The sequence below is a fragment of the Streptomyces poriticola genome, from assembly GCF_036689765.1.
Classification (GTDB): domain Bacteria; phylum Actinomycetota; class Actinomycetes; order Streptomycetales; family Streptomycetaceae; genus Streptomyces; species Streptomyces poriticola.
Genome location: NZ_JBAGKH010000003.1, coordinates 48,361 through 67,752, shown reverse-complemented (window position 1 = coordinate 67,752; position 19,392 = coordinate 48,361). Strand labels below are relative to the sequence as shown.

At 70.0% G+C, this 19,392-nt stretch carries 20 protein-coding genes and 1 pseudogene; 11 read left to right on the top strand and 10 right to left on the bottom strand.

Going from position 1 to position 19,392, the window contains the following annotated elements; all coding sequences use genetic code 11:
* Positions 1–382: 382 nt before the first annotated feature.
* Positions 383–1,060: a response regulator transcription factor gene (locus tag V5O46_RS05390; protein WP_332883270.1), complete on the top strand. Its 678-nt coding sequence runs from the start codon at positions 383–385 to the stop codon at positions 1,058–1,060.
* Between the two features lie 35 nt (positions 1,061–1,095).
* Positions 1,096–2,364, top strand: a complete 1,269-nt coding sequence (locus V5O46_RS05385; RefSeq protein ID WP_332883269.1) for an ATP-binding protein — start codon at positions 1,096–1,098, stop codon at positions 2,362–2,364.
* A 64-nt stretch (positions 2,365–2,428) separates the two neighbouring features.
* Here the strand turns inward: V5O46_RS05385 and V5O46_RS05380 are convergent, their stop codons facing one another.
* Entirely contained in the window at positions 2,429–3,034 is a 606-nt protein-coding gene (locus tag V5O46_RS05380) for a GtrA family protein (protein ID WP_332883268.1), read from the bottom strand.
* A gap of 148 nt (positions 3,035–3,182) precedes the next feature.
* On the opposite strand from V5O46_RS05380, the gene V5O46_RS05375 reads away from it, so the two are divergent.
* The 4 genes from V5O46_RS05375 to V5O46_RS05360 all read left to right on the top strand — a co-directional run bounded on the left by V5O46_RS05375 (position 3,183) and on the right by V5O46_RS05360 (position 7,376).
* Complete coding sequence (locus V5O46_RS05375) at positions 3,183–4,322, top strand: 5-(carboxyamino)imidazole ribonucleotide synthase (RefSeq protein WP_332883267.1); 1,140 nt, start codon at positions 3,183–3,185, stop codon at positions 4,320–4,322.
* The gene (purE, locus tag V5O46_RS05370) at positions 4,319–4,852 is read left to right on the top strand and encodes a 5-(carboxyamino)imidazole ribonucleotide mutase (protein WP_332883266.1); all 534 of its coding nucleotides are present in this window, start codon (positions 4,319–4,321) and stop codon (positions 4,850–4,852) included. Before V5O46_RS05375 ends, purE begins: the two co-directional genes overlap by 4 nt.
* 5 nt (positions 4,853–4,857) lie before the next feature.
* A complete protein-coding gene (locus V5O46_RS05365; protein ID WP_332883265.1) occupies positions 4,858–6,054 on the top strand; it encodes a dipeptidase in 1,197 nt (398 codons plus the stop codon).
* A 182-nt stretch (positions 6,055–6,236) separates the two neighbouring features.
* Positions 6,237–7,376, top strand: a complete 1,140-nt coding sequence (locus tag V5O46_RS05360; protein ID WP_332883264.1) for a dipeptidase — start codon at positions 6,237–6,239, stop codon at positions 7,374–7,376.
* A 31-nt stretch (positions 7,377–7,407) separates the two neighbouring features.
* On the opposite strand, the gene V5O46_RS05355 is transcribed toward V5O46_RS05360, so the two are convergent.
* Positions 7,408–7,767: a VOC family protein gene (locus V5O46_RS05355; RefSeq protein ID WP_332883263.1), complete on the bottom strand. Its 360-nt coding sequence runs from the start codon at positions 7,765–7,767 to the stop codon at positions 7,408–7,410.
* Between the two features lie 119 nt (positions 7,768–7,886).
* Here V5O46_RS05355 and V5O46_RS05350 point away from each other — a divergent pair.
* Positions 7,887–8,387: pseudogene (locus V5O46_RS05350) on the top strand (CGNR zinc finger domain-containing protein); the annotation flags it as partial.
* Positions 8,388–8,624: 237 nt separating this feature from the next.
* On the opposite strand, the gene V5O46_RS05345 reads toward V5O46_RS05350, so the two are convergent.
* Positions 8,625–9,968 carry a UDP-glucose dehydrogenase family protein gene (locus tag V5O46_RS05345; RefSeq protein WP_332883262.1) on the bottom strand — a complete coding sequence of 448 codons (1,344 nt, stop codon included), beginning with the start codon at positions 9,966–9,968 and terminating at the stop codon, positions 8,625–8,627.
* 202 nt (positions 9,969–10,170) lie between these two features.
* On the opposite strand from V5O46_RS05345, the gene V5O46_RS05340 reads away from it, so the two are divergent.
* The gene (locus V5O46_RS05340; protein WP_332883261.1) at positions 10,171–11,328 is read left to right on the top strand and encodes an acyl-CoA dehydrogenase; all 1,158 of its coding nucleotides are present in this window, start codon (positions 10,171–10,173) and stop codon (positions 11,326–11,328) included.
* A gap of 197 nt (positions 11,329–11,525) precedes the next feature.
* Here V5O46_RS05340 and V5O46_RS05335 read toward each other — a convergent pair whose 3' ends face one another.
* From V5O46_RS05335 to V5O46_RS05310, 6 genes are all read right to left on the bottom strand, one after another.
* Positions 11,526–11,756, bottom strand: a complete 231-nt coding sequence (locus V5O46_RS05335; RefSeq protein WP_332883260.1) for a site-specific integrase — start codon at positions 11,754–11,756, stop codon at positions 11,526–11,528.
* A gap of 356 nt (positions 11,757–12,112) precedes the next feature.
* Positions 12,113–12,580: a hypothetical protein gene (locus V5O46_RS05330; protein ID WP_332883259.1), complete on the bottom strand. Its 468-nt coding sequence runs from the start codon at positions 12,578–12,580 to the stop codon at positions 12,113–12,115.
* A gap of 92 nt (positions 12,581–12,672) precedes the next feature.
* A complete protein-coding gene (locus V5O46_RS05325; protein WP_332883258.1) occupies positions 12,673–12,897 on the bottom strand; it encodes a DUF397 domain-containing protein in 225 nt (74 codons plus the stop codon).
* A 535-nt stretch (positions 12,898–13,432) separates the two neighbouring features.
* Positions 13,433–14,263, bottom strand: a complete 831-nt coding sequence (locus V5O46_RS05320) for a helix-turn-helix domain-containing protein (protein ID WP_332883257.1) — start codon at positions 14,261–14,263, stop codon at positions 13,433–13,435.
* Positions 14,260–14,784: a DUF6879 family protein gene (locus V5O46_RS05315; protein ID WP_332883256.1), complete on the bottom strand. Its 525-nt coding sequence runs from the start codon at positions 14,782–14,784 to the stop codon at positions 14,260–14,262. The genes V5O46_RS05320 and V5O46_RS05315 overlap by 4 nt, the downstream gene beginning before the upstream one ends.
* Positions 14,768–14,959: a hypothetical protein gene (locus V5O46_RS05310; protein WP_332883255.1), complete on the bottom strand. Its 192-nt coding sequence runs from the start codon at positions 14,957–14,959 to the stop codon at positions 14,768–14,770. Before V5O46_RS05310 ends, V5O46_RS05315 begins: the two co-directional genes overlap by 17 nt.
* 609 nt (positions 14,960–15,568) lie before the next feature.
* Here V5O46_RS05310 and V5O46_RS05305 point away from each other — a divergent pair.
* The 3 genes from V5O46_RS05305 (at position 15,569) to V5O46_RS05290 (ending at position 18,210) form a co-directional block, all read left to right on the top strand.
* Positions 15,569–16,435 carry a peptidoglycan-binding protein gene (locus tag V5O46_RS05305; protein WP_332883254.1) on the top strand — a complete coding sequence of 289 codons (867 nt, stop codon included), beginning with the start codon at positions 15,569–15,571 and terminating at the stop codon, positions 16,433–16,435.
* Between the two features lie 306 nt (positions 16,436–16,741).
* Positions 16,742–17,386, top strand: coding sequence for a peptidoglycan-binding protein (locus tag V5O46_RS31820; protein ID WP_408648909.1), 645 nt, complete (start codon positions 16,742–16,744; stop codon positions 17,384–17,386).
* Positions 17,387–17,436: 50 nt separating this feature from the next.
* On the top strand, positions 17,437–18,210 hold the full coding sequence (locus tag V5O46_RS05290) for a hypothetical protein (RefSeq protein ID WP_332883253.1): 774 nt from the start codon (positions 17,437–17,439) through the stop codon (positions 18,208–18,210).
* On the opposite strand, the gene V5O46_RS05285 is transcribed toward V5O46_RS05290, so the two are convergent.
* Complete coding sequence (locus V5O46_RS05285; RefSeq protein ID WP_332883252.1) at positions 18,158–19,390, bottom strand: DUF2235 domain-containing protein; 1,233 nt, start codon at positions 19,388–19,390, stop codon at positions 18,158–18,160. The two genes, V5O46_RS05290 and V5O46_RS05285, sit on opposite strands and share 53 nt — an antisense overlap.
* Positions 19,391–19,392 lie beyond the last annotated feature (2 nt).

Here is a 19,392-nt window from a genome sequence, read left to right as displayed (position 1 = left end):
CCCGGATCACGGAGCGGTGGACGGCGACCACCGGGATCCACGCCCCGGGGCACATCGGTGCGCCCCGGGGCCCGGCCACAGGTCATTCCTTTCAGGGCCGGCCGGCGACCGGCCCGCACACAAAAGAGACCTTCGGCGACAAAGAGCGCCAAAGGTCCCTGTGGTGCTACAGGCGTTGGTTCACCATACGGCAGGGCACCACCCGGTATGGAAGGACTTGAGATGCGGATCACAGGTGAATGTGGAACCGCATACCCCTAATCGAAGGTGTCCACCAGGGTGGCGGCCCGCACCGTCGGGGTGCCAACCGGCGTCGGAGATCACGCCGCATGCGCTCGGCCGGACGGACTACCAGTTGCGCCAGGCGGACTACCATCGGCTCATGACCCGTGTACTGCTCGCCGAGGACGACGCGTCCATCTCGGAGCCGCTGGCCCGCGCACTGCGCCGGGAAGGGTACGAGGTCGAGGTGCGTGAGGACGGACCCGCCGCGCTGGACGCCGGACTGCAGGGCGGTATCGACCTGGTCGTGCTCGACCTCGGCCTGCCCGGCATGGACGGACTGGAGGTCGCCCGCCGGCTGCGCTCCGACGGTCACACGGTGCCGATCCTCGTCCTGACCGCCCGCGCCGACGAGGTGGACACGGTGGTCGGGCTCGACGCCGGCGCCGACGACTACGTCACCAAGCCCTTCCGGCTCGCCGAGCTGCTCGCCCGGGTCCGCGCCCTGCTGCGCCGCGGCGCCACCGAGCCGCAGCAGCCGCCCGCCACCCACGGCGTGCGCATCGATGTCGAGTCGCACCGCGCCTGGATGGGGGACGAGGAGCTCCAGCTCACCGCGAAGGAGTTCGACCTGCTGCGGGTGCTGGTCCGCGACGCGGGCCGGGTGGTCACCCGCGACCAGCTGATGCGCGAGGTCTGGGACACCACCTGGTGGTCCTCGACCAAGACCCTGGACATGCACATCTCCTGGCTGCGCAAGAAGCTGGGGGACGACGCGGCCAACCCGCGCTACATCGCCACCGTGCGCGGCGTGGGCTTCCGCTTCGAGAAGAACTGAGCCCGTCCCACGGGGCCCTTCACAGGTAAGAGAAGATGCGCCGCCGACTGATCCAGTCCACCCTCGCCGTGGTGCTCGTCGTGATCGCCGTCTTCGGCGTCTCCCTCGTCATCGTCGAGACCCGCACCATCAGCAGCACCGCCCAGGAGCGGGTGGAGCTGGAGGCGGCCCGGCTGGCCAGCATCGTGGACAGCCGCCTGCTCGGCACCGGCACCGTCGACGCCGCCGTCCTGCGCCAGCAGATCGAGGGCGACCGGTACGCCGAGATCCGGATCCCCGGCCGGCCGGTCATCGAGGTCGGCACCGAGCCCACCGGCGACGTCATCCGCGGCGAGGCCACCGGCGAGGAGGGCGAGACGGTCGTCGTCGAGGAGCCGCGCTCCTCGGTGACCCGGGAGGTCGGCCGCACCCTGCTGATCATCGGGCTGGTCGCGCTGCTCGCCGTGGTCGCCGCCGTCCTGCTCGCCGTCCGCCAGGCCAACCGGCTCGCCTCCCCGCTCACCGACCTCGCCGAGACCGCCGAACGGCTCGGCTCCGGCGACCCGCGCCCGCGGCACAAGCGGTACGGCGTTCCCGAGCTGGACCGGGTCGCGGACGTGCTGGACGCCTCCGCCGAGCGCATCGCCCGCATGCTCACCGCCGAGCGCCGGCTCGCCGCCGACGCCTCCCACCAGCTGCGCACCCCGCTGACCGCGCTGTCGATGCGGCTGGAGGAGATCACCGTCACCGACGAACCGGAGATGGTGAAGGAGGAGGCGACCATCGCACTGGGGCAGGTGGAACGGCTGACGGACGTCGTGGACCGGCTGCTGACCAACTCCCGGGACCCGCGCAGCGGCTCCGCCGTCACCTTCGAGCTGGACGACGTCATCCAGCAGCAGATCGCCGAGTGGCGCCCGGCCTACCGCAGCGCCGGGCGGGCCATCGTCAGCTCCGGCAAACGGCATCTGGAGGCCGTCGGCACACCCGGTGCGGTGGCGCAGGTGCTGGCGGCGCTGATCGAGAACTCCCTGATGCACGGTGGCGGCACCGTCGCCCTGCGCACCCGGGTCACCGGCAACCAGGCCGTGGTCGAGGTCACCGACGAGGGCCAGGGGGTGCCGCCCGACCTCGGGGCACGGATCTTCGAGCGTGCCATCAGCGGGCGCAACTCCACGGGCATCGGACTCGCGGTCGCCCGCGACCTGGCGGAGGCGGACGGGGGCCGGCTGGAGCTGCTCCAGTCCAAGCCCCCGGTCTTCGGGCTGTTCCTGTCCCGTACCCCGCCGCCGAAGAAGGCGTCGTCGGGCCAGACGGTCCGCTAGCCGCCGGGCAGCCGCCGGCGGTGATCCCGGCCCCGTGTTCGGGTCCCCCGCCGTCCCGTGCGGCTCAGGGCCGCCGCCCCGCACCGACCCGGGTCGCCCCCGCGGGGCGGCGGGCGCCCGGACGGGCGGCGGCGCCCGCCGGCGAGGGCCGCCCGTGCTCGGGCTCCGGGAAGGTCTCGGGGCGGACCACCGCGGTGCGGTCCGGCAGCGCGCGGAACACCCAGGTGCGGTACGACCAGAAGCGGAACAGGGTGCCGAGCCCGATGCCGAGGAACTTGAAGATGTTGCTCTGCAGCGGGCTGTCCCAGCCGAACCCGTAGGTCGCCGTGTACAGCACCCCGTTCTCGATCACCAGGCCGATGGCGCTGAACAGCAGGAACAGCGACATCTCACGAGTGCGGCGGGTCTTGTCGCGGTCGCGGTAGGTGAAGTAGCGGAAGCCCAGGTAGTTGAAGACGATCGCGACGACCGTCGCGATGATGCTCGCCCGCACCACCTGGAGCTCCGTCGTGTGCCGGACCAGGTTGAACACCCCGAGGTTGACCAGCACCCCGGCCCCGCCCACCGCGCCGAACTTCACGACCTCGCGGGCCAGCCGCTCGATCCGCTGCCGCAGCGCGCCGCGCGGCGCCGGGGGCAGCGTGGGAAGCCCCGAGGAACCATGTCCCATGGTCGTGCAGGCCCCCGTCCGGTCGACGTCAATTCAGCCATGCTAACCACCCGTCCGTGCGATCTTCCTGCGGACCGTGTTGCGGACCCCGTGGAGCCTCGGACCGGCCGGAAGCGGGACCGGCCGGGGTGGCCGATACGCTAGGGGTGTGACGTTCCCGGTAGTCGGCATGGTCGGCGGGGGCCAGCTGGCTCGTATGACACACGAGTCGGGCATCCCGCTGGGCATCAGGTTCAAGCTCCTCAGTGACACTCCTCAGGATTCCGCGGCGCAGGTCGTGAACGATGTCGTCATCGGCGACTATCGCGACCTCGGCACGCTGCGCGAGTTCGCCCGCGGCTGCGACGTGATCACCTTTGATCACGAGCATGTCCCCACCGAGCACCTCAGGGCCCTGGAGGCGGACGGCATCCCCGTGCGTCCCGGCCCCGACGCGCTGGTGCACGCCCAGGACAAGGGCGTGATGCGGGCGAAGCTCGACGCGATCGGCGTGCCCTGCCCGCGGCACCGCATCGTGGCCGATCCGGCCGACGTCGTGGCCTTCGCGGCGGAGGGCGACGGATTCCCCGTCGTCCTGAAGACGGTCCGCGGCGGCTACGACGGCAAGGGGGTGTGGGTGGTCGACTCCGCGGAGGAGGCCGCCGAGCCGTTCCGGGCCGGCGTGCCGGTGCTCGCCGAGGAGAGGGTCGACTTCGTCCGGGAGCTCGCGGCCAACGTCGTACGCTCCCCGCACGGCCAGGCCGTCGCCTACCCGGTGGTCGAGTCCCGCCAGGTCGACGGCGTCTGCGACACCGTGATCGCCCCGGCACCCGACCTGGACGAGTCGCTCGCCCTGTCCGCCGAGGAGATGGCGCTGAAGATCGCCAAGGAGCTCGGGGTCGTCGGCCACCTCGCCGTGGAGCTCTTCCAGACCCGCGACGGACGGATCCTCGTCAACGAACTGGCGATGCGTCCGCACAACTCCGGCCACTGGTCCATGGACGGCGCGGTCACCTCCCAGTTCGCCAACCACGTCCGCGCCGTCCTCGACCTCCCGCTCGGCGACCCGCGCCCGCGCGCCGCCTGGACGGTCATGGTCAACGTCCTCGGCGGGGACTACCCGGACATGTACTCCGCGTACCTGCACTGCATGGCCCGCGACCCCCAGCTGAAGATCCACATGTACGGCAAGGACGTGAAGCCCGGCCGCAAGGTCGGCCACGTCAACACCTACGGCGACGACCTGGCCGACGTCCTGGAACGCGCCCGTCACGCAGCCGGCTATCTGAGAGGCACGATCACCGAATGACTTCCGCGAGCCCCGTCGTCGGCATCGTCATGGGGTCGGACTCCGACTGGCCCGTGATGGAGGCGGCCGCCAAGGCCCTCGACGAGTTCGAGATCCGCTACGAGGTGGACGTCGTCTCCGCGCACCGGATGCCGCGCGAGATGGTCGCCTACGGCGAGCAGGCCGCCGAGCGCGGGCTGAAGGCGATCATCGCCGGGGCCGGGGGCGCCGCCCACCTTCCCGGGATGCTCGCCTCCGTCACCCCGCTGCCGGTGATCGGCGTGCCCGTACCGCTGAAGTACCTCGACGGCATGGATTCGCTGCTCTCCATCGTGCAGATGCCGGCCGGTGTACCGGTCGCCACCGTCTCCGTCGGCGGGGCCCGCAACGCCGGGCTGCTCGCCGCCCGGATCCTCGCCGCGCACGACGAGGAGCTGCTCGCCCGGATGCGGGAGTTCCAGCAGGAGCTCAACGAGCAGGCCACCGAGAAGGGCCGCAGGCTGCGCTCCAAGGTCGAGGGGGCCGCCGGCGGCTTCGGGTTCGGACAGTGACGCCCGTGACCTCCCGGGACCAGGCCCTGGACCGGGCCCGGGCGCTGCTGCGCGAGTTCCCGGTCGTCGACGGCCACAACGACCTGCCCTGGGCGCTGCGCGAACAGGTCCGCTACGACCTCGCCGCCCGCGACATCGCCGCCGACCAGTCCGCCCACCTGCACACCGACCTGCCCCGGCTGCGCTCCGGCGGCGTCGGCGCCCAGTACTGGTCGGTGTACGTCCGCTCCGACCTGCCCGACGCGGTGCCGGCGACGCTGGAGCAGATCGACTGCGTACGGCAGCTGCTCGACCGCCACCCGGAGCAGCTGCGCGCCGCGCTGACGGCGGCGGACATGGAGGCGGCGCGGGCGGAGGGCCGTATCGCGTCGCTGATGGGAGCCGAGGGCGGCCACTCGATCGCCAACTCGCTCGCCACCCTGCGCGGTCTGTACGCGCTCGGCGTGCGCTACCTGACCCTCACCCACAACGACAACGTGGACTGGGCGGACTCCGCGACGGACGAGCCGCGGGTGGGCGGGCTGTCGGCGTTCGGCCGGGAGGTCGTCCGCGAGATGAACCGGCTCGGCATGCTGGTCGACCTCTCGCACGTCGCGGCGACCACGATGCGCGACGCGCTCGACACCTCCACCGCACCGGTGATCTTCTCCCACTCCTCCGCGCGGACCGTCTGCGACCACCCCCGCAACATCCCCGACGACGTCCTGGAGCGGCTGCCCGCCAACGGTGGCGTGGCCATGGTGACCTTCGTGCCGAAGTTCGTCCTCCAGGCGGCCGTGGACTGGACGGCCGCCGCGGACGAGAACATGCGGGCGCACGGCTTCCACCACCTCGACACCGGTCCCGAGGCGATGAAGATCCACCGCGCCTTCGAGGAGCGCAGCCCGCGCCCGGTCGCCACCGTCTCCACGGTCGCCGACCACCTCGACCACATGCGCGAGGCGGCCGGCATCGACCACCTCGGCATCGGCGGCGACTACGACGGCACGGCCTTCACCCCGGACGGGCTGAACGACGTCTCCGGCTACCCCAACCTGATCGCCGAGCTGCTGCAGCGCGGCTGGTCCACCGCCGACCTGGCCAAGCTGACCTGGAAGAACGCGGTCCGGGTGCTGGGTGCGGCGGAGGACGTGGCCCGGGGCGTCCAGGCGACGCGGGGGCCGTCGAACGCGACGATCGACGCACTGGACCCGCCGGCGTAGCCGACGGCCCGGCGCCGGTGCGGTGAAGATCCTCAGTGCCCGGTACCAGGTACCACCGACGCGGTGGACGCGGTCGCCGCGACGCCGAGGCGCTCGTACCCCCGAACGCCGCGCCCACCAGGAAGCACCCCCTGCTCCGTGCGACGGTGACCGTACTGCACGACGACCGTACGGAGCCCGCGATGGCAGACCTCCAGGACGACCTGCACCCGGGTACCACCGAGGCCGGCGGATTCGACGACCTGGCCACGGCGCTGCCGCAGGCCGAGGCTGCCTTCCCGCAGGAAAGCTTCGCACCCGTCTCCGACCCCGACGACGAACCGCTGGCCCGCGCGCACGCCGTGCTCGCCGCCCACCCGGTCGCCGACGGCTACAGCGGGCTGCCCTGGGCACTCAAGCATCTGCCCTGGTACGACCTCGAACTCGGCGAGAGCTCGGTCGACACCGACGTGCCCCGGCTGCGGGCGGGCCATGTGGGCGCCCTGTTCTCGTCGCTGCACCTGCCCGAGGGCCTCATCGGCGACCGGGCCGTCGGCGCCACGCTGGAGCAGCTGGACCTGGTCAAGCATGTCGTCCGCGGACACGACGAAGGGCTGCGGCTGGCCCATGACGCCGGGCAGACCACCGACGCCCGCAACTGCGGGCGCACCGCGGTGCTGCTCGGGCCCGCCGGAGCCGCCGCGCTCGGCGACTCGCTCGGCATCCTGCGCTCCCTGCACGCCCTCGGCCTGCGCGCGCTGACCCTGACCGGCGCGAGCTGGGCGAGCGATGCCGGACTCACCCGGTTCGGCGAGGAGGTGGTCCGCGAGATGAACCGGCTCGGCGTGATCGCCGATGTCTCCGGCGCCTCCCCGGAGACCATCCGCCGTGCCTGCGCCGTCTCCAAGGCCCCGCTGCTGTGCACCCGCTCCGCGGCCCGCGCCCTGCGCCCCCACCCCGCCAACCTGCCCGACGACCTGCTGGCCGAGCTCGGCGCGGCCGGGGGGCTGTGCATGGTGCCGCTGACCGCCGAGCAGACCGGGCCGACCGTCCGCGATGTCGCCGACCATCTCGACCACGTCCGCACGACGGCCGGGCCCGGCTGCGTCGGCCTGTCCGGCACCTACGACGCCGGCACCGCCCACCCACTGGAGCTGGGCGACGCCTCCTGCTACCCCCGGCTCGTCGCCGAGCTGCTGCGACGCGGCTGGGAGGAGGCTCATGTGGCCCTGCTGACCTGGGGCAACGTCCAGCGCGTCCTGCGCGACACGGCCTTCACCGCCCGCGCCGCCCAACTGCGGCGCCGGCCGTCCACGGCGACGATCGCCGAGCTGGACGGCTGACGCTCCGCACTCCCGCGGGATCCGTGCGCTCTCAGCAGGCGCAGAGACAGAAGGGATGTCCGGCCGGATCGGCGTACACCCGGAAGCTCCGCGCGCGGTCCTCGGTGTCCAGCGGCTTCGCGCCCAGCTCCAGCACGGACCGCTCCGCCGCGTCCAGGTCGCCGACGTCCAGGTCCAGATGGAACTGCTGCGAGTGGTCGGTGGAGGGCCACTGCGGCGGTACGAATCCGGGGGCGGCCTGGAAGGCGAGCGACTGCCCGCCCGGCAGCTTCAGGTCCACCCAGTCGCCCTCGCCCTCCACCGTGCCGCCCAGCACACCGGCGTAGAAGGCCGCCAGGGCACGGGGGTCGGGACAGTCCAGGACGACGGGGCCCAGTTCGGCGACGGCCATGACTTCCTCCTCGGAATCGACGGTTACCCATAGCACCCGGCAATCGGTAACGGTTACTGCATACTCTCGCATCGGCGGTAACGTCGCAAGCATGAAGTCGTACGCGCGAGGTCGTCGGCATGAGTGAGCGAGCGCCCGCCCCGGACGGGCTGGCCCTGGTCGAGTCCCTGGTGAACACGCTGGACGTGGAGACGGGCACCGACGCGCTCGACACGTCCGAGGGCCGGGAGCGCCTCGGCCTCACCGAGGGCGAGCTGCCGGACGCGCGCGAGCTGCGCGAGTCGCTCCGCGTCGCCCTGCTCGCCCACGCCGGCCATCCGCCGCACCGCACGGTCACCCCGCTGGGCGAGCTGTTCAGCGCGGCCCCGCTGGTGGTCACCGTCGACGCCGCCGACGGCTCGGCCGTCCTCGCTCCCGCCGACGGCCGCCCGCTGCTCGCCCGGGTCGCGGCCGCCGTCGCCGAGGCGCTGGTCGCGGGCACCTGGACCCGGCTCAAGGCCTGCGAGGCCACCGACTGCCTCTGGGCCTACTACGACCGCAGCCCCGCAGGACGCGGACGCTGGTGCTCGATGCAGGTGTGCGGAGCGCGCGCGAAGATGCGCCGCTACCGGGCCAGAGAGGCGCCCAGCCCGTCGTCCGGCCAGGCGTCCGAGGAGGTGCCCCAAGAGGTGACCGAAGAGGTGACCGAAGAGGTGACCGAAGAGGTGACCGAAGAGGTGACCTAAGAGGTGTAACGCACAGTCCGATCACCGCCCGCCCCGGGCCGCCGTGCGGCACAATGCAGCACACGGCGCCGGTTCGGCCGACTGAGCCTCGGCCGAACCGGCGCCACCCGTCCCGTGCGGACGCCGGAACCGTCAGGCGCCAGGACGCCCCATCGCCCGGTACGTCCACCCGGCGCGCCGCCAGACCTCCCCGTCCAGCGCGTTGCGCCCGTCGAGGATCACCCGGGACGCCGTGGCCCCACCCAGCTCCGCCGGATCCAGCTCGCGGAACTCCCGCCACTCGGTCAGGTGCAGCACCACGTCCGCGCCGCGCACCGCCTCGAGCGCCGAGTCCGCGTAGCCCAGCGTCGGGAACAGCCGCCGGGCGTTCCCCATGCCCTTCGGGTCGTACACGGTGACCTGCGCGCCCTGCAGATGGATCTGTCCGGCGACGTTCAGCGCCGGCGAGTCCCGTACGTCGTCCGAGTCCGGCTTGAAGGTGGCGCCCAGCACCGCGACCCGCTTGCCGAGGAAGGAGCCGCCGCCCAGTGCCTGCCGGGCCAGCTCCACCATCTGACCGCGCTGGCGCATGTTGATGGAGTCGATCTCGCGCAGGAAGGTCAGCGCCTGGTCGGCGCCCAGCTCACCGGCGCGCGCCATGAACGCCCGGATGTCCTTCGGCAGACATCCGCCGCCGAAGCCGATCCCCGCCCGCAGGAACTTCTTCCCGATCCGGTCGTCGTACCCGATCGCCTCCGCCAGCTTCGCCACGTCGCCACCCGCGGCCTCGCACACCTCGGCCATGGCATTGATGAAGGAGATCTTGGTCGCGAGGAACGAGTTCGCCGAGGTCTTCACGAGTTCCGCGGTCGGGAAGTCGGTGACGACGAACGGCGCCCCCTCCGTGACCGGCGTCGCGTACACCTCGCGCAGCAGCTTCTCGGCCCGCTCGCTGCGCACCCCGACCACGATACGGTCCGGGTGCAGCGTGTCCTGGACGGCGAAGCCCTCCCGCAGGAACTCCGGGTTCCAGGCCAGTTCGGCGTCCCCGCCGGCCGGGGCGTGCTCGGCGAGATAGGCGGCCAGCCGGTCCGCGGAGCCGACGGGCACCGTCGACTTGCCGACGACCAGGGCGGGGCCGTGCAGATGCGGCGCGAGCGAGGCGATCGCGGCGTCCACGTACGACATGTCGCAGGCGTACTCGCCGTGCCGCTGCGGTGTGTTCACGCACACGAAGTGCACATCGCCGAAAGCGGCGACCTCCGCGTAGTCGGTGGTGAAGCGCAGCCGCCCGCTGGACCCCTCGATCCCCGAGACATGCCTGCGCAGCAGCTCCTCCAGCCCCGGCTCGTACATCGGGACCTCGCCGCGCTGCAGCATCGCGATCTTCTCCGGCACCACGTCCAGGCCCAGCACCTCGAAGCCGAGCTCCGCCATGGCCGCCGCGTGGGTGGCGCCGAGGTAGCCGGTGCCGATCACAGTGATCTTGAGGGCCATGGGTGCTCCAGGGATGTACGGCGGGCGTGCGCGCCCGAGCATAACCGGGGCATGGGACGGGCCCGTGGCGGGCAGCTCTCCCGCTGTCGTCTAGCTCACCTATCCAGAGCCACCGGCGGAGATCTAAAATTGGGTTACTTAACAGTAATTAGCGCCAGCATCGCCAGCGCCACCATCACTGCGTCTTGGAGCGTGAGAGACCTTGGCCGGATCGGCTGACTTCGACCTGTACCGCCCGTCCGAGGAGCACGACATGCTCCGCGACGCCGTCCGCGCACTGGCCGAGGCGAAGATCGCGCCGTACGCCGCCGCCGTGGACGAGGAGGCGCGCTTCCCCCAGGAGGCCCTTGACGCGCTGGTCGCGGGCGACCTGCACGCCGTCCACGTACCCGAGGAGTACGGCGGCGCCGGTGCCGACGCGCTCGCCACGGTGATCGTGATCGAGGAGGTGGCCCGCGTCTGCGCCAGCTCCTCCCTGATCCCGGCCGTCAACAAGCTCGGCTCCCTCCCGGTGATCCTCGCCGGCTCCGAGGACCTGAAGAAGAAGTACATGACCCCGCTCGCCCATGGCGAGGCGATGTTCTCGTACTGCCTCTCCGAGCCCGATGCGGGCTCCGACGCCGCAGGCATGAAGACCAAGGCGGTCCGTGACGGCGACCACTACGTCCTCAACGGCGTCAAGCGCTGGATCACCAACGCGGGCGTGAGCGAGTACTACACGGTGATGGCGGTGACGGACCCGGAGAAGCGCTCGCGGGGCATCTCGGCGTTCGTGGTCGAGAAGTCCGACGAGGGCGTCTCCTTCGGCGCCCCGGAGAAGAAGCTCGGCATCAAGGGCTCCCCGACCCGCGAGGTCTACCTGGACAACGTCCGCATCCCCGCCGACCGCATGATCGGCGCGGAAGGCACCGGCTTCGCCACGGCGATGCAGACCCTGGACCACACCCGCATCACCATCGCCGCCCAGGCTCTCGGCATCGCCCAGGGCGCCCTCGACTACGCCAAGGGCTACGTCCAGGAGCGCAAGCAGTTCGGCAAGCCGATCGCCGACTTCCAGGGCGTCCAGTTCATGCTCGCCGACATGGCCATGAAGATCGAGGCCGCCCGCCAGCTGACCTACGCTGCCGCGGCGAAGTCCGAGCGCGGCGACAGCGACCTCACCTTCCAGGGCGCGGCGGCCAAGTGCTTCGCCTCGGACGTGGCGATGGAGGTCACCACGGACGCCGTCCAGCTCCTCGGCGGCTACGGCTACACCCGCGACTACCCGGTGGAGCGCATGATGCGCGACGCCAAGATCACCCAGATTTATGAAGGCACGAATCAGGTTCAGCGGATCGTGATGGCAAGGAACCTTCCCTAGCAGGGTTTTTGCAGGTCAGGGGCGGTTTCGAGGGTCCGCATGGGCATCCTGGGCTTTCTGCCCGTTGCGGCCTGACCAGGGCCGTTCCTGGGCGTCATGCTGGGGGAAGCCGGGCGGAAGCCGGGCTGCAAAAGGCCTCTGACCTGCACAACAACGCAGCCCCCGGCGTGATGCCGGGGGCTGTTGTCGTATGCGGATCAGGCAACCTCTGACGCCTCCGTAGGGTCGTCGGCGCCGGGCGTCAGCATCGTCGGGATGGCGGCCCGGCCGCGCTGCCCGGCCCCTTCGAAGATGTAGTGGTAGCGCTCCCTCAGTACGTCCGTACTGCTGTGGCCCGTCCAGTCGGCCACGTCGTTCTCGGGGACCCCGGCGTACAGCAGCCGCGACCCGTAGTAGTGCCGGAGTGAGTGCGCCTTGCAGTACTTCACGTCGTCTCAGGTGCTCCCGTACGTCGGCGCAAGCGCAAGTGAGGTCAGGGAACTGCCCGGAATAGTCGTCACCGTGGAACGATCCGGGAAGACCGGCCGACCGGCCACCGTTTTCACACTGCGTGGGAACACTTCCCCGCACGAGGAATCAGGGCCGGCCCAGCGGACCGTAATGGAAAGCAACAGAACTAAGGTCGTCCGTCTCGACGCCTACCGTCCGATCAGCACAGCGCCGGAGCCCGCGCCCGAACCGAAGCGGCAGGAACTGGTGAGCGATTCCAACCCCTTCCGCGCACTGCTCTAACCAACCAATGCAGATGCCCCGGCCACTGGCCGGGGCTTCTTTGTTACTTCGATTACCTGACTGGGCATGCCAGTTCAGGCATCGAGCGATTCGGGGAACACGTCACGACCGCCAGGGACAGGTACGAGGGTCGTTCGAGGTAGAAGCCCAGTGACACATCCGTGCCTGACTCCAGCCGCTCAGCAGCGGAGTTGACCAGCACTGCCAGACGGGTGGTGTCACGGCCCCTCTCCGAGGCGAACCGGGGCGCGTACTCCGCCAATCGCTCCCCGAGCCAGGCCGCCGCTTCCTTCGTCTCATCCCACGTGCCACGAACTAACGAACGCGGCTTGATGAGCCAGTACGCCGTTTCCAGTGGTGGCAGGTCGACGGTCGGGAACTCCGCCATGACCTCCCGGTGCCGCTGGATCAGTTCCGGCTTACCTCCAGCCGGGGGCGGCTCAGGATGCGGGGGCCGTCGTAGGGCCTCATTGTCGAAACGCTCTTTCGGGCCGGTCCACAGATAGCCGTGATGGTGCACCAGTCGTTCCCGTTCAGTTCTCTTGATAGCGAAGGGCCAGCCGGTCCCGGCCCGATGGAGGGGTGGGCCGGGACCAACTGGAGAGGGGTGGATCAGACGGACAGACCGAACCGCGCCGGGTCGATCCCGGCCGCGTCCAGCTCCTCCGTGGTGAACCTCAGCGGCTCAGCGCCCGGCCGCTTGCTGTCACCGAGTGCCCAGGCGTCCTCACCGATCCGGGCCAGGGTCACGCACCCCTCGGTGCAGGGGCCGCCGCACGCCTTCACGAACGAGGCCCCGTCGATGTCGAGCGCGTACAGGTCGGTTCCGTTCAGCATCACTGCACCTTCCTGCTCAAACTGATCGCGGCCATGGCTGACCGCCGCCGCCCATGTCGGGCGGGAGTTCATGGAGGAGAGGGAGAGACTTCAGCGCCTGGAACCTTGGCCGCGTTCCGCGCAGCGCCAGCACTCGCATGGCGGCCAAGCGCTTGTGAGCAGCGGCGGAAGATCGTCCGTCGTGGCCACGGCTTGCTCCGGCCCCCAGGTCTGCCCTGAGTCGCGAGAGACCCGCATGGTCATCAGGGGGCGGTCGGCGAAGAGCCTTGAGCCCGTTCCCTTGCTCATGACCCGTGCGCCTCTGCGTGGTGCTGGCGCATCCGCACGTTGGCATCGGATACGGCGCTGTAGTCGAACGTGGAACGGGCGTTCTCGCGGGCTACCGATATCGACAGGCAGTCAGCGCAACCGGGTTCGGGTGACGGCTCGCGCGGTGGCTCCGACAGGCACGCTCGTGCTGTCGTGTGGGTTCCAGGATCGGAAGTTCTCTCTTCGCTCTCCATGGCGCCATCTTCGGTGGGCCACGGATGCGGCTCTAGCCTGTTTCCTGTTCCCGCAAGAAGTCGTCGCGGATGCCCTCGACCAGGCTCCGCATGCTGTCACCGGACAGCGCAACTCGGGAGAACCCGTTGAACTTCTTCACGTAGATATCTACGTCTCTGGGGTCGGTAACAAGTACCTCAGCATGGACCGTTTCCACGGTGACCATCCGGTTGTCCCGAACGGCAAAGGAGTGGTTCGCCATGTCGTGCTGCTGAATGCTCAGAGGGACCACGCGGATTTCGACATGGGAGAGCCGTGATATGGAAACAATCCGGTCCAGTTGGGCGGCCATCATGGGAGGCGGGACGATCCGCCACCGCAGCACGGGTTCCGTGATGACGAACCGCAGTGACTTGGAGCTGTCGTAGAGAATGGCTTGGCGTTCCAGCCGACCGCTGATCGTGCGGGCCAGTGTGTCGTCACTCAGGTCGTGGCGCTGCAACACGGCTCGGATGTACTCGGGAGTCTGGAGCAGCCCAGGAACCAGGGCCGGTTGGAACATCCGCAGCACGGACATCTGGGCTTCAAGGGCTTTGACCTCCTGCTGCCCCTTGTGAACACCGACCCGCTTCAGCAGCCGCCACTCTGTCGTCTCCGTGCCGGCCGACCGAGCGGCCTCTGTGTACTCGGCCTTGATCTGGGGGGAAACGCCGATGGCGATGAGGATGCGCTCTACGTCCGTCGCGCTGGGAGCCAGCTTCGCATTCTCGATCTTGGAGAGCTTGGACGGAGACATGAGTGCGCCACGGGCGATTGCTTTGGCCTCCTTCCCGGATGCCTGGCGCAGTGCCCGCAGCGCCGCCCCCAACTGTGCCCTGTTCACGCCCCGTACTTGGCCCACCATTCGGTGAACGGCTCCGCGTGGGCGAGTGCCGTGTCACGATGCCCGGAGAATTCCGCCGTTTGTTCCGGTGGCAGGACGTCCGAGCCCAGGTACTTTCCGGCGCCGTCGTAGTTCATGACGGCCACGGACTCGGAGTCGAATAGCCAGAAATCAGGTACGTTCTCTAGGGGGTTCGACCTGTCGGTGATGTCGAGAATGAAGAACTCCTCACCCCCGGACATGTTCTTCTGGTACCCCCACCCGAGTTCGAACCTAAGATAGTGCGTGAGCGGGCGGCGCAGAATGTGAACCCGGTAGACCCGTTTTCCTTTTCCGGTGCGTGAGCGGAGTTTTTCGACCCAGCCCGCGTTGTAGTCGTCCGGCTGTGGCTCCCCGGCCAGGAACGCGTGGTAGGCGTCGACGTTCCCGGACTTGCTGTAGTCGTCGAGGGTTTCCAGCCGGAACGCCTCACGCTGGAACGTGTCGAAGAGGTCGCCAAGGGACCTAGATGAGGTTGTCACGGATGGCCTTCTGGATCAGTTCCATCGGGATCTCGACCAGGGTTTCGTGAGAGGGAATCTGAAGCCCGTGGTCGGTCGGAGTCTCTCCTTGCACCAAGAGCGTGCCGCGATCCGTCGCGTAGATCGTCGGGCAGTCTGTGATGTCGCACGTGCTGACCAGCTTGGTGACCTTCATGGTCGGGTTCCCCTCTCCCGTGCTGCCAGTACCCCGCATCTGGGTTGATGCTCCCGAGGCCAGGGCGCGCGGGTCAAGCGATCACGGTTGACGGAACGGGAAACCGCGTAACCTCCCCGGAGCCTGCCGCTCCTCCGACCGGTCGGGGAGGCTGCCGCCAGTACGGCGCCGACCTGGGCAGACTCCTGACGATCATGGGGAAATGCTGGGGAGGGCTCCGCCAAGAGGGGTGTCCGCGCAGGTCAGCGCCGTATGACCCGTAAAGCACCCAGATCTACGAGGGCACCAACCAAGTTCAGCGGATCGTGATGGCCCGCAACCTGCCGTAAGCCGAGCTCGCACACGCACGCACACAGCCCCCGCCCCTCCGGTGGCCGGGGGCTGCCGGCGTTCCCGACGCCCCTCGACCCCTCGCCACCACAGGTGCCGTGGAGGAGGTGACCCGGAACGGTCGCCGCGTCCGTCGCGATCGGACGATGCGCGGCCCAACAGCCCTGTCGGCACAGGCCGAAGCCGGACGACCGCTTCCGGCGGCTCTCACGTTTGCCGCAGCCCGTCACCCGATGCATCGTGGAAACAGGGGAGATTCTGCGAGGGAAGGATCTCACCGTGCCCACTCCATGGATGCCGCAAGCGCTCAAGGCGGACCTCGGGGACCACGCGCCGTGCGACCAGGAATTCCCGGCGAAGGCGATCGCGCACATCACGGCGGACAGGAAAGCCAGCGCCCAAGCTCCCCTGGACCTGGTCCCCTTCGCCAATCTCAAGGGCTTCTTCACCGGCAGCGGTCGGGGCCTGGCGCCGCATGTCCTCTGGGATCCCTTCACCGGAGCGTTCGCCCAGTTCTTCCCCGCCACCTCCCGCAGCAAAGCCCTGTCCGACGCGGCCGGCGGTACGCGTACCAACCGGGCCGGCAAGGTCGTCATCCAGATCGAGGCCCTGTTCTTCCCGCACTGCCGTGTGAGCGGCGCGGTGTTCGCGAGGCTCGTCGACACTCCCTGCCGGGGCTGGTCCGATCTCCACGCATGGATCAGCTCCTGGGGTGTACCGGACGTCTGGCCCATGGGCCGCCCGACCTCCCTGTCCCGCAACACGTGTCCGGCCGACAAGTGGAGTTCGCAGGGAGGGTGGTACGCCCACGGCCAGGTCCCGGAGAACGACCACGTCGACCCCGGTTCCTGGCCCTCGTTCGTGTCCCAGCCGGAGAACCGCCCGGCGGAGCCCCGGCTCGAGCCGTTCCCCGGTGCGTCGTTCTTCCGGGCGGGACGCAGATCGCCCGTCATCGCCGGGATGCACGGGCGGCTCGTTGCCGAAGACTGCGACCGCTACACCACGGGCACCGGTATCGACGTGTGGGGGTCGGGCGATGTCAGGTCGTACACCGCCTGGCAGCAGAAGCTGGGGCTCGAGGGAAGTGCTGCCGACGGCATTCCCGGCAGGTTCAGCTGGGACAGGCTCGAGGTGCCCAACTCCTGAAACCCCGCGGGCAGGACCTCCCTTTCCTGGTTTGCGCACGCCCCCTGGGGGGCGCAGGCTGGAGGTAGGGCCGACCACGAGGTCGAGGCCACTCGGACGGAGTTCCGCGGGGGGCCATTCCCGGAACATCCACCGACAACCACCAGACGTGCGCGTCCGACCGGATCCACGACCCGGTGGCGGACACCGGTGGCGGACACCGCGGGGCGGCGATCGGCCACCGGTGGCGCAGGCACGGTCAGAGCCCGGGCGTTCGACAGGCCCGTCCGCATCGTGATCAGGCCCGTACGGAAAGGAGAGAGGGCCATGCCTGCGTTGGCACCATTCCCAGGAACGACGTTCTTCCACAAAGGGCAGCGCAGTCCCGTGATCGCCTCGATGGGCAAACGCCTGGTGGCGGAAGGGTGCGGCAAATACCGGACAGGCCCCGGTCCCGAGTGGACCGACGCCGACAAGCAGTCCTACGCCGCCTGGCAACGCAAGATCGGTTTCGAGGGGGCAGCTGCCGACGGCATTCCGGGCAAGTCCTCCTGGGAGCGGCTCCGCGTCCCCGGGACGCAGTCGGCTCCTGGCGGCCGCGTCGCATCCCCCGTACCCGGACACGGTGTCACCACCCACTACCGGGTGAAGGGGCCGCACTGGAGCCTGGGTTACCACACCGGCGTGGACTACGCGGCGCCGAAGGGCAAGGCATGTGTCGCGGTGCTCAGCGGCTCCATCGTCCGCAACGGGGACGACCGCAGTTTCGGCAACTTCCTGGTGCTGCGCGCCGGCGGGTTCGACTACTGGTACTGCCACCTCTCCGAGCAGACCGTCAAGCGGGGCTCGGTCAAGGCCGGCCAGAAGATCGGAGAGGTCGGCTCCACCGGAAACGCCACCGGCCCCCACCTCCACTTCGAGAAGCGTCCGGCCGGCGGCGGCTTCGGATCCGATGTGAAACCCGTGTGGTAGCCGTCGGACGAGTCGGCCTTCCTGTCCCGGGACAGCGTGCGGGAGATGCCATGGACCTGTTGCCGATCGAGATCAAGGTCAACGTCGAGGGTGACGCGGCGGCAGCGCTCTCGGCGCTCGGCGGGCCGCACGGCCCGATGACGACACGCGACATCTGGTTCGCCGAGGACCGGATCGGTGTGGCCGAGGGCCGGGTGCCGCTGCTGGACGCCGGTGTGATCCTGCGGTTCAGGATCCACGGGAGCCCGGACGACCTGACCGTCAAGTTGCGTCCGTGCACCCGCGAGCAGTTGGTCGGCCGCTTCTCCGCCCCCTTCGAGGCGCAGCCGCTCACCTACCGGATCGAGGAGGACTGGTCCGGGGGCCGCCGGGTCGTGGCCGCCTCCCTGGTGCACCGTCACCCGGCGGGGGTGCTGTCGGACGCGGTGCAGCCCGGGGCCGATCCCGTGGCGTCGCTCGACGGCGTGCAGGACCAGTTCCTGCACGCCTGCGCGCCCGCCGTCCGGCTTGACGGGCTGGTCGCACTGGGGCCGGTCCGCTCGACGAGGGCCGACGACGTTCCGCTGGAGGACCTGGAGGTGGACCTGGAGGTCTGGTCGGTCACCGGCCTGGACTTCCTGGAGGCCTCGGTCCGGGTGAAGCCCAAGGACGAGGACGACATCGAGACGCTCACGGCACGGGCCGAGCGTCGGCAGCGGAAACTGCAGGAAGCACTGCGGGACAGCGGGCTGGCGCTCTCCGAGCACCCCGACAGCAAGACCCGACGCGTCCTCACCGCTCTGGCGGGCGGCCGTGAGACGGCGGCCCGCCCGCGGCTCCCCTGAACGACCCCGCGGCTCTGAACGACGGAGCCGGAGGCATGGGCGGCAGGCCCGCGGACAGGCCGGGCAGCAGGACCGGCTCCAGCCGGATCCGCCCCTGCTGCCCGCTCAGGTAGCGCTCCAGCTCCGGTGGCCGGTAGCTCCCGTCACCGTCGTAGCGCTCCTTGGCGGGTACCGCCAGGAACTCGTTGCCATCGGGCTCGCCGTTGTCGTTCACCGCCTGCGCCAGCGGCCGGTGCAGAGGTCTGGCCAGGCGGTACATGCCCGCTCGTGAGACGTGGACAGGACCCGAACCGTCCGGCCGTACGCGGAATCCGGTGCTCTCCTGAGGCTGCATGACCTGGGGCCCCTCCGCGCTGAGTGCCTCGGCGTCGAACTCCAGGCCGTGTCTGCGGGCGTGGTCGACCATCCACAGCAGGGCGATGTCGGACAGCCCCGACTCCTGGTAGCCGCCGCCGACGTCGCTGTGGACCCCGGCGAACCACACCTGCTTGAGCTCCAGGCCCTGCGCGGCGGAGCCGGGATCCCGGTGCCACAGTGTCGGCCGGAACGCCGAGCGCTGCTCATCGACGGCCAGTGCGTGGAATGCCGCCTTGATCCAGCTGCTCAGCTCGGTGTTGTGGAAGCCCCAGCGGCGGTTGAAGCGGTTCGCTGCCGGCTGCAGCCATGACGTGCCGGGGACCGGGATGCCCAGGGCGCCCACCGTGTCCCACACTCCGACGAATCTGATCTCCGTCTCGCGCGCGTACGTGCGACGGAACAACGTGGCGGCGGCGCCGTTCGGCTGCTCGATCCGGTCCCGGTAGAGGGCCCAGGCCTCCGGGATCCGGTCGGCGTGGTCCCGGCGCAGGATGCCGCTGTTGCGCACCAGCCCGGCGAGGCTGCGGACGGTGAAGGCACCCCGGCTGAAGCCGAAGAGGAACAACTCGTCGTCGGGCTCGTACGTCTCGACGAGAAATCGGTAGGCGTCCACGACGTTCCGGGACAGCCCCGCCCCGAACGCGCCGCCGCGCAGGCGCTCCAGCCGTTCGGTGCCGACACCGCTGTCGTAATAGACGCGTTGCTCCTTCCCGGCAGCGGACCCGGAGCGCACGGACAGGGCTACCTTGGCTACGTTGGTCTTGCTCGGCTGGTCCGCGAAATTCCATGTGCCGTCGCAGCAGACAACCAGACGCATGGCCATGA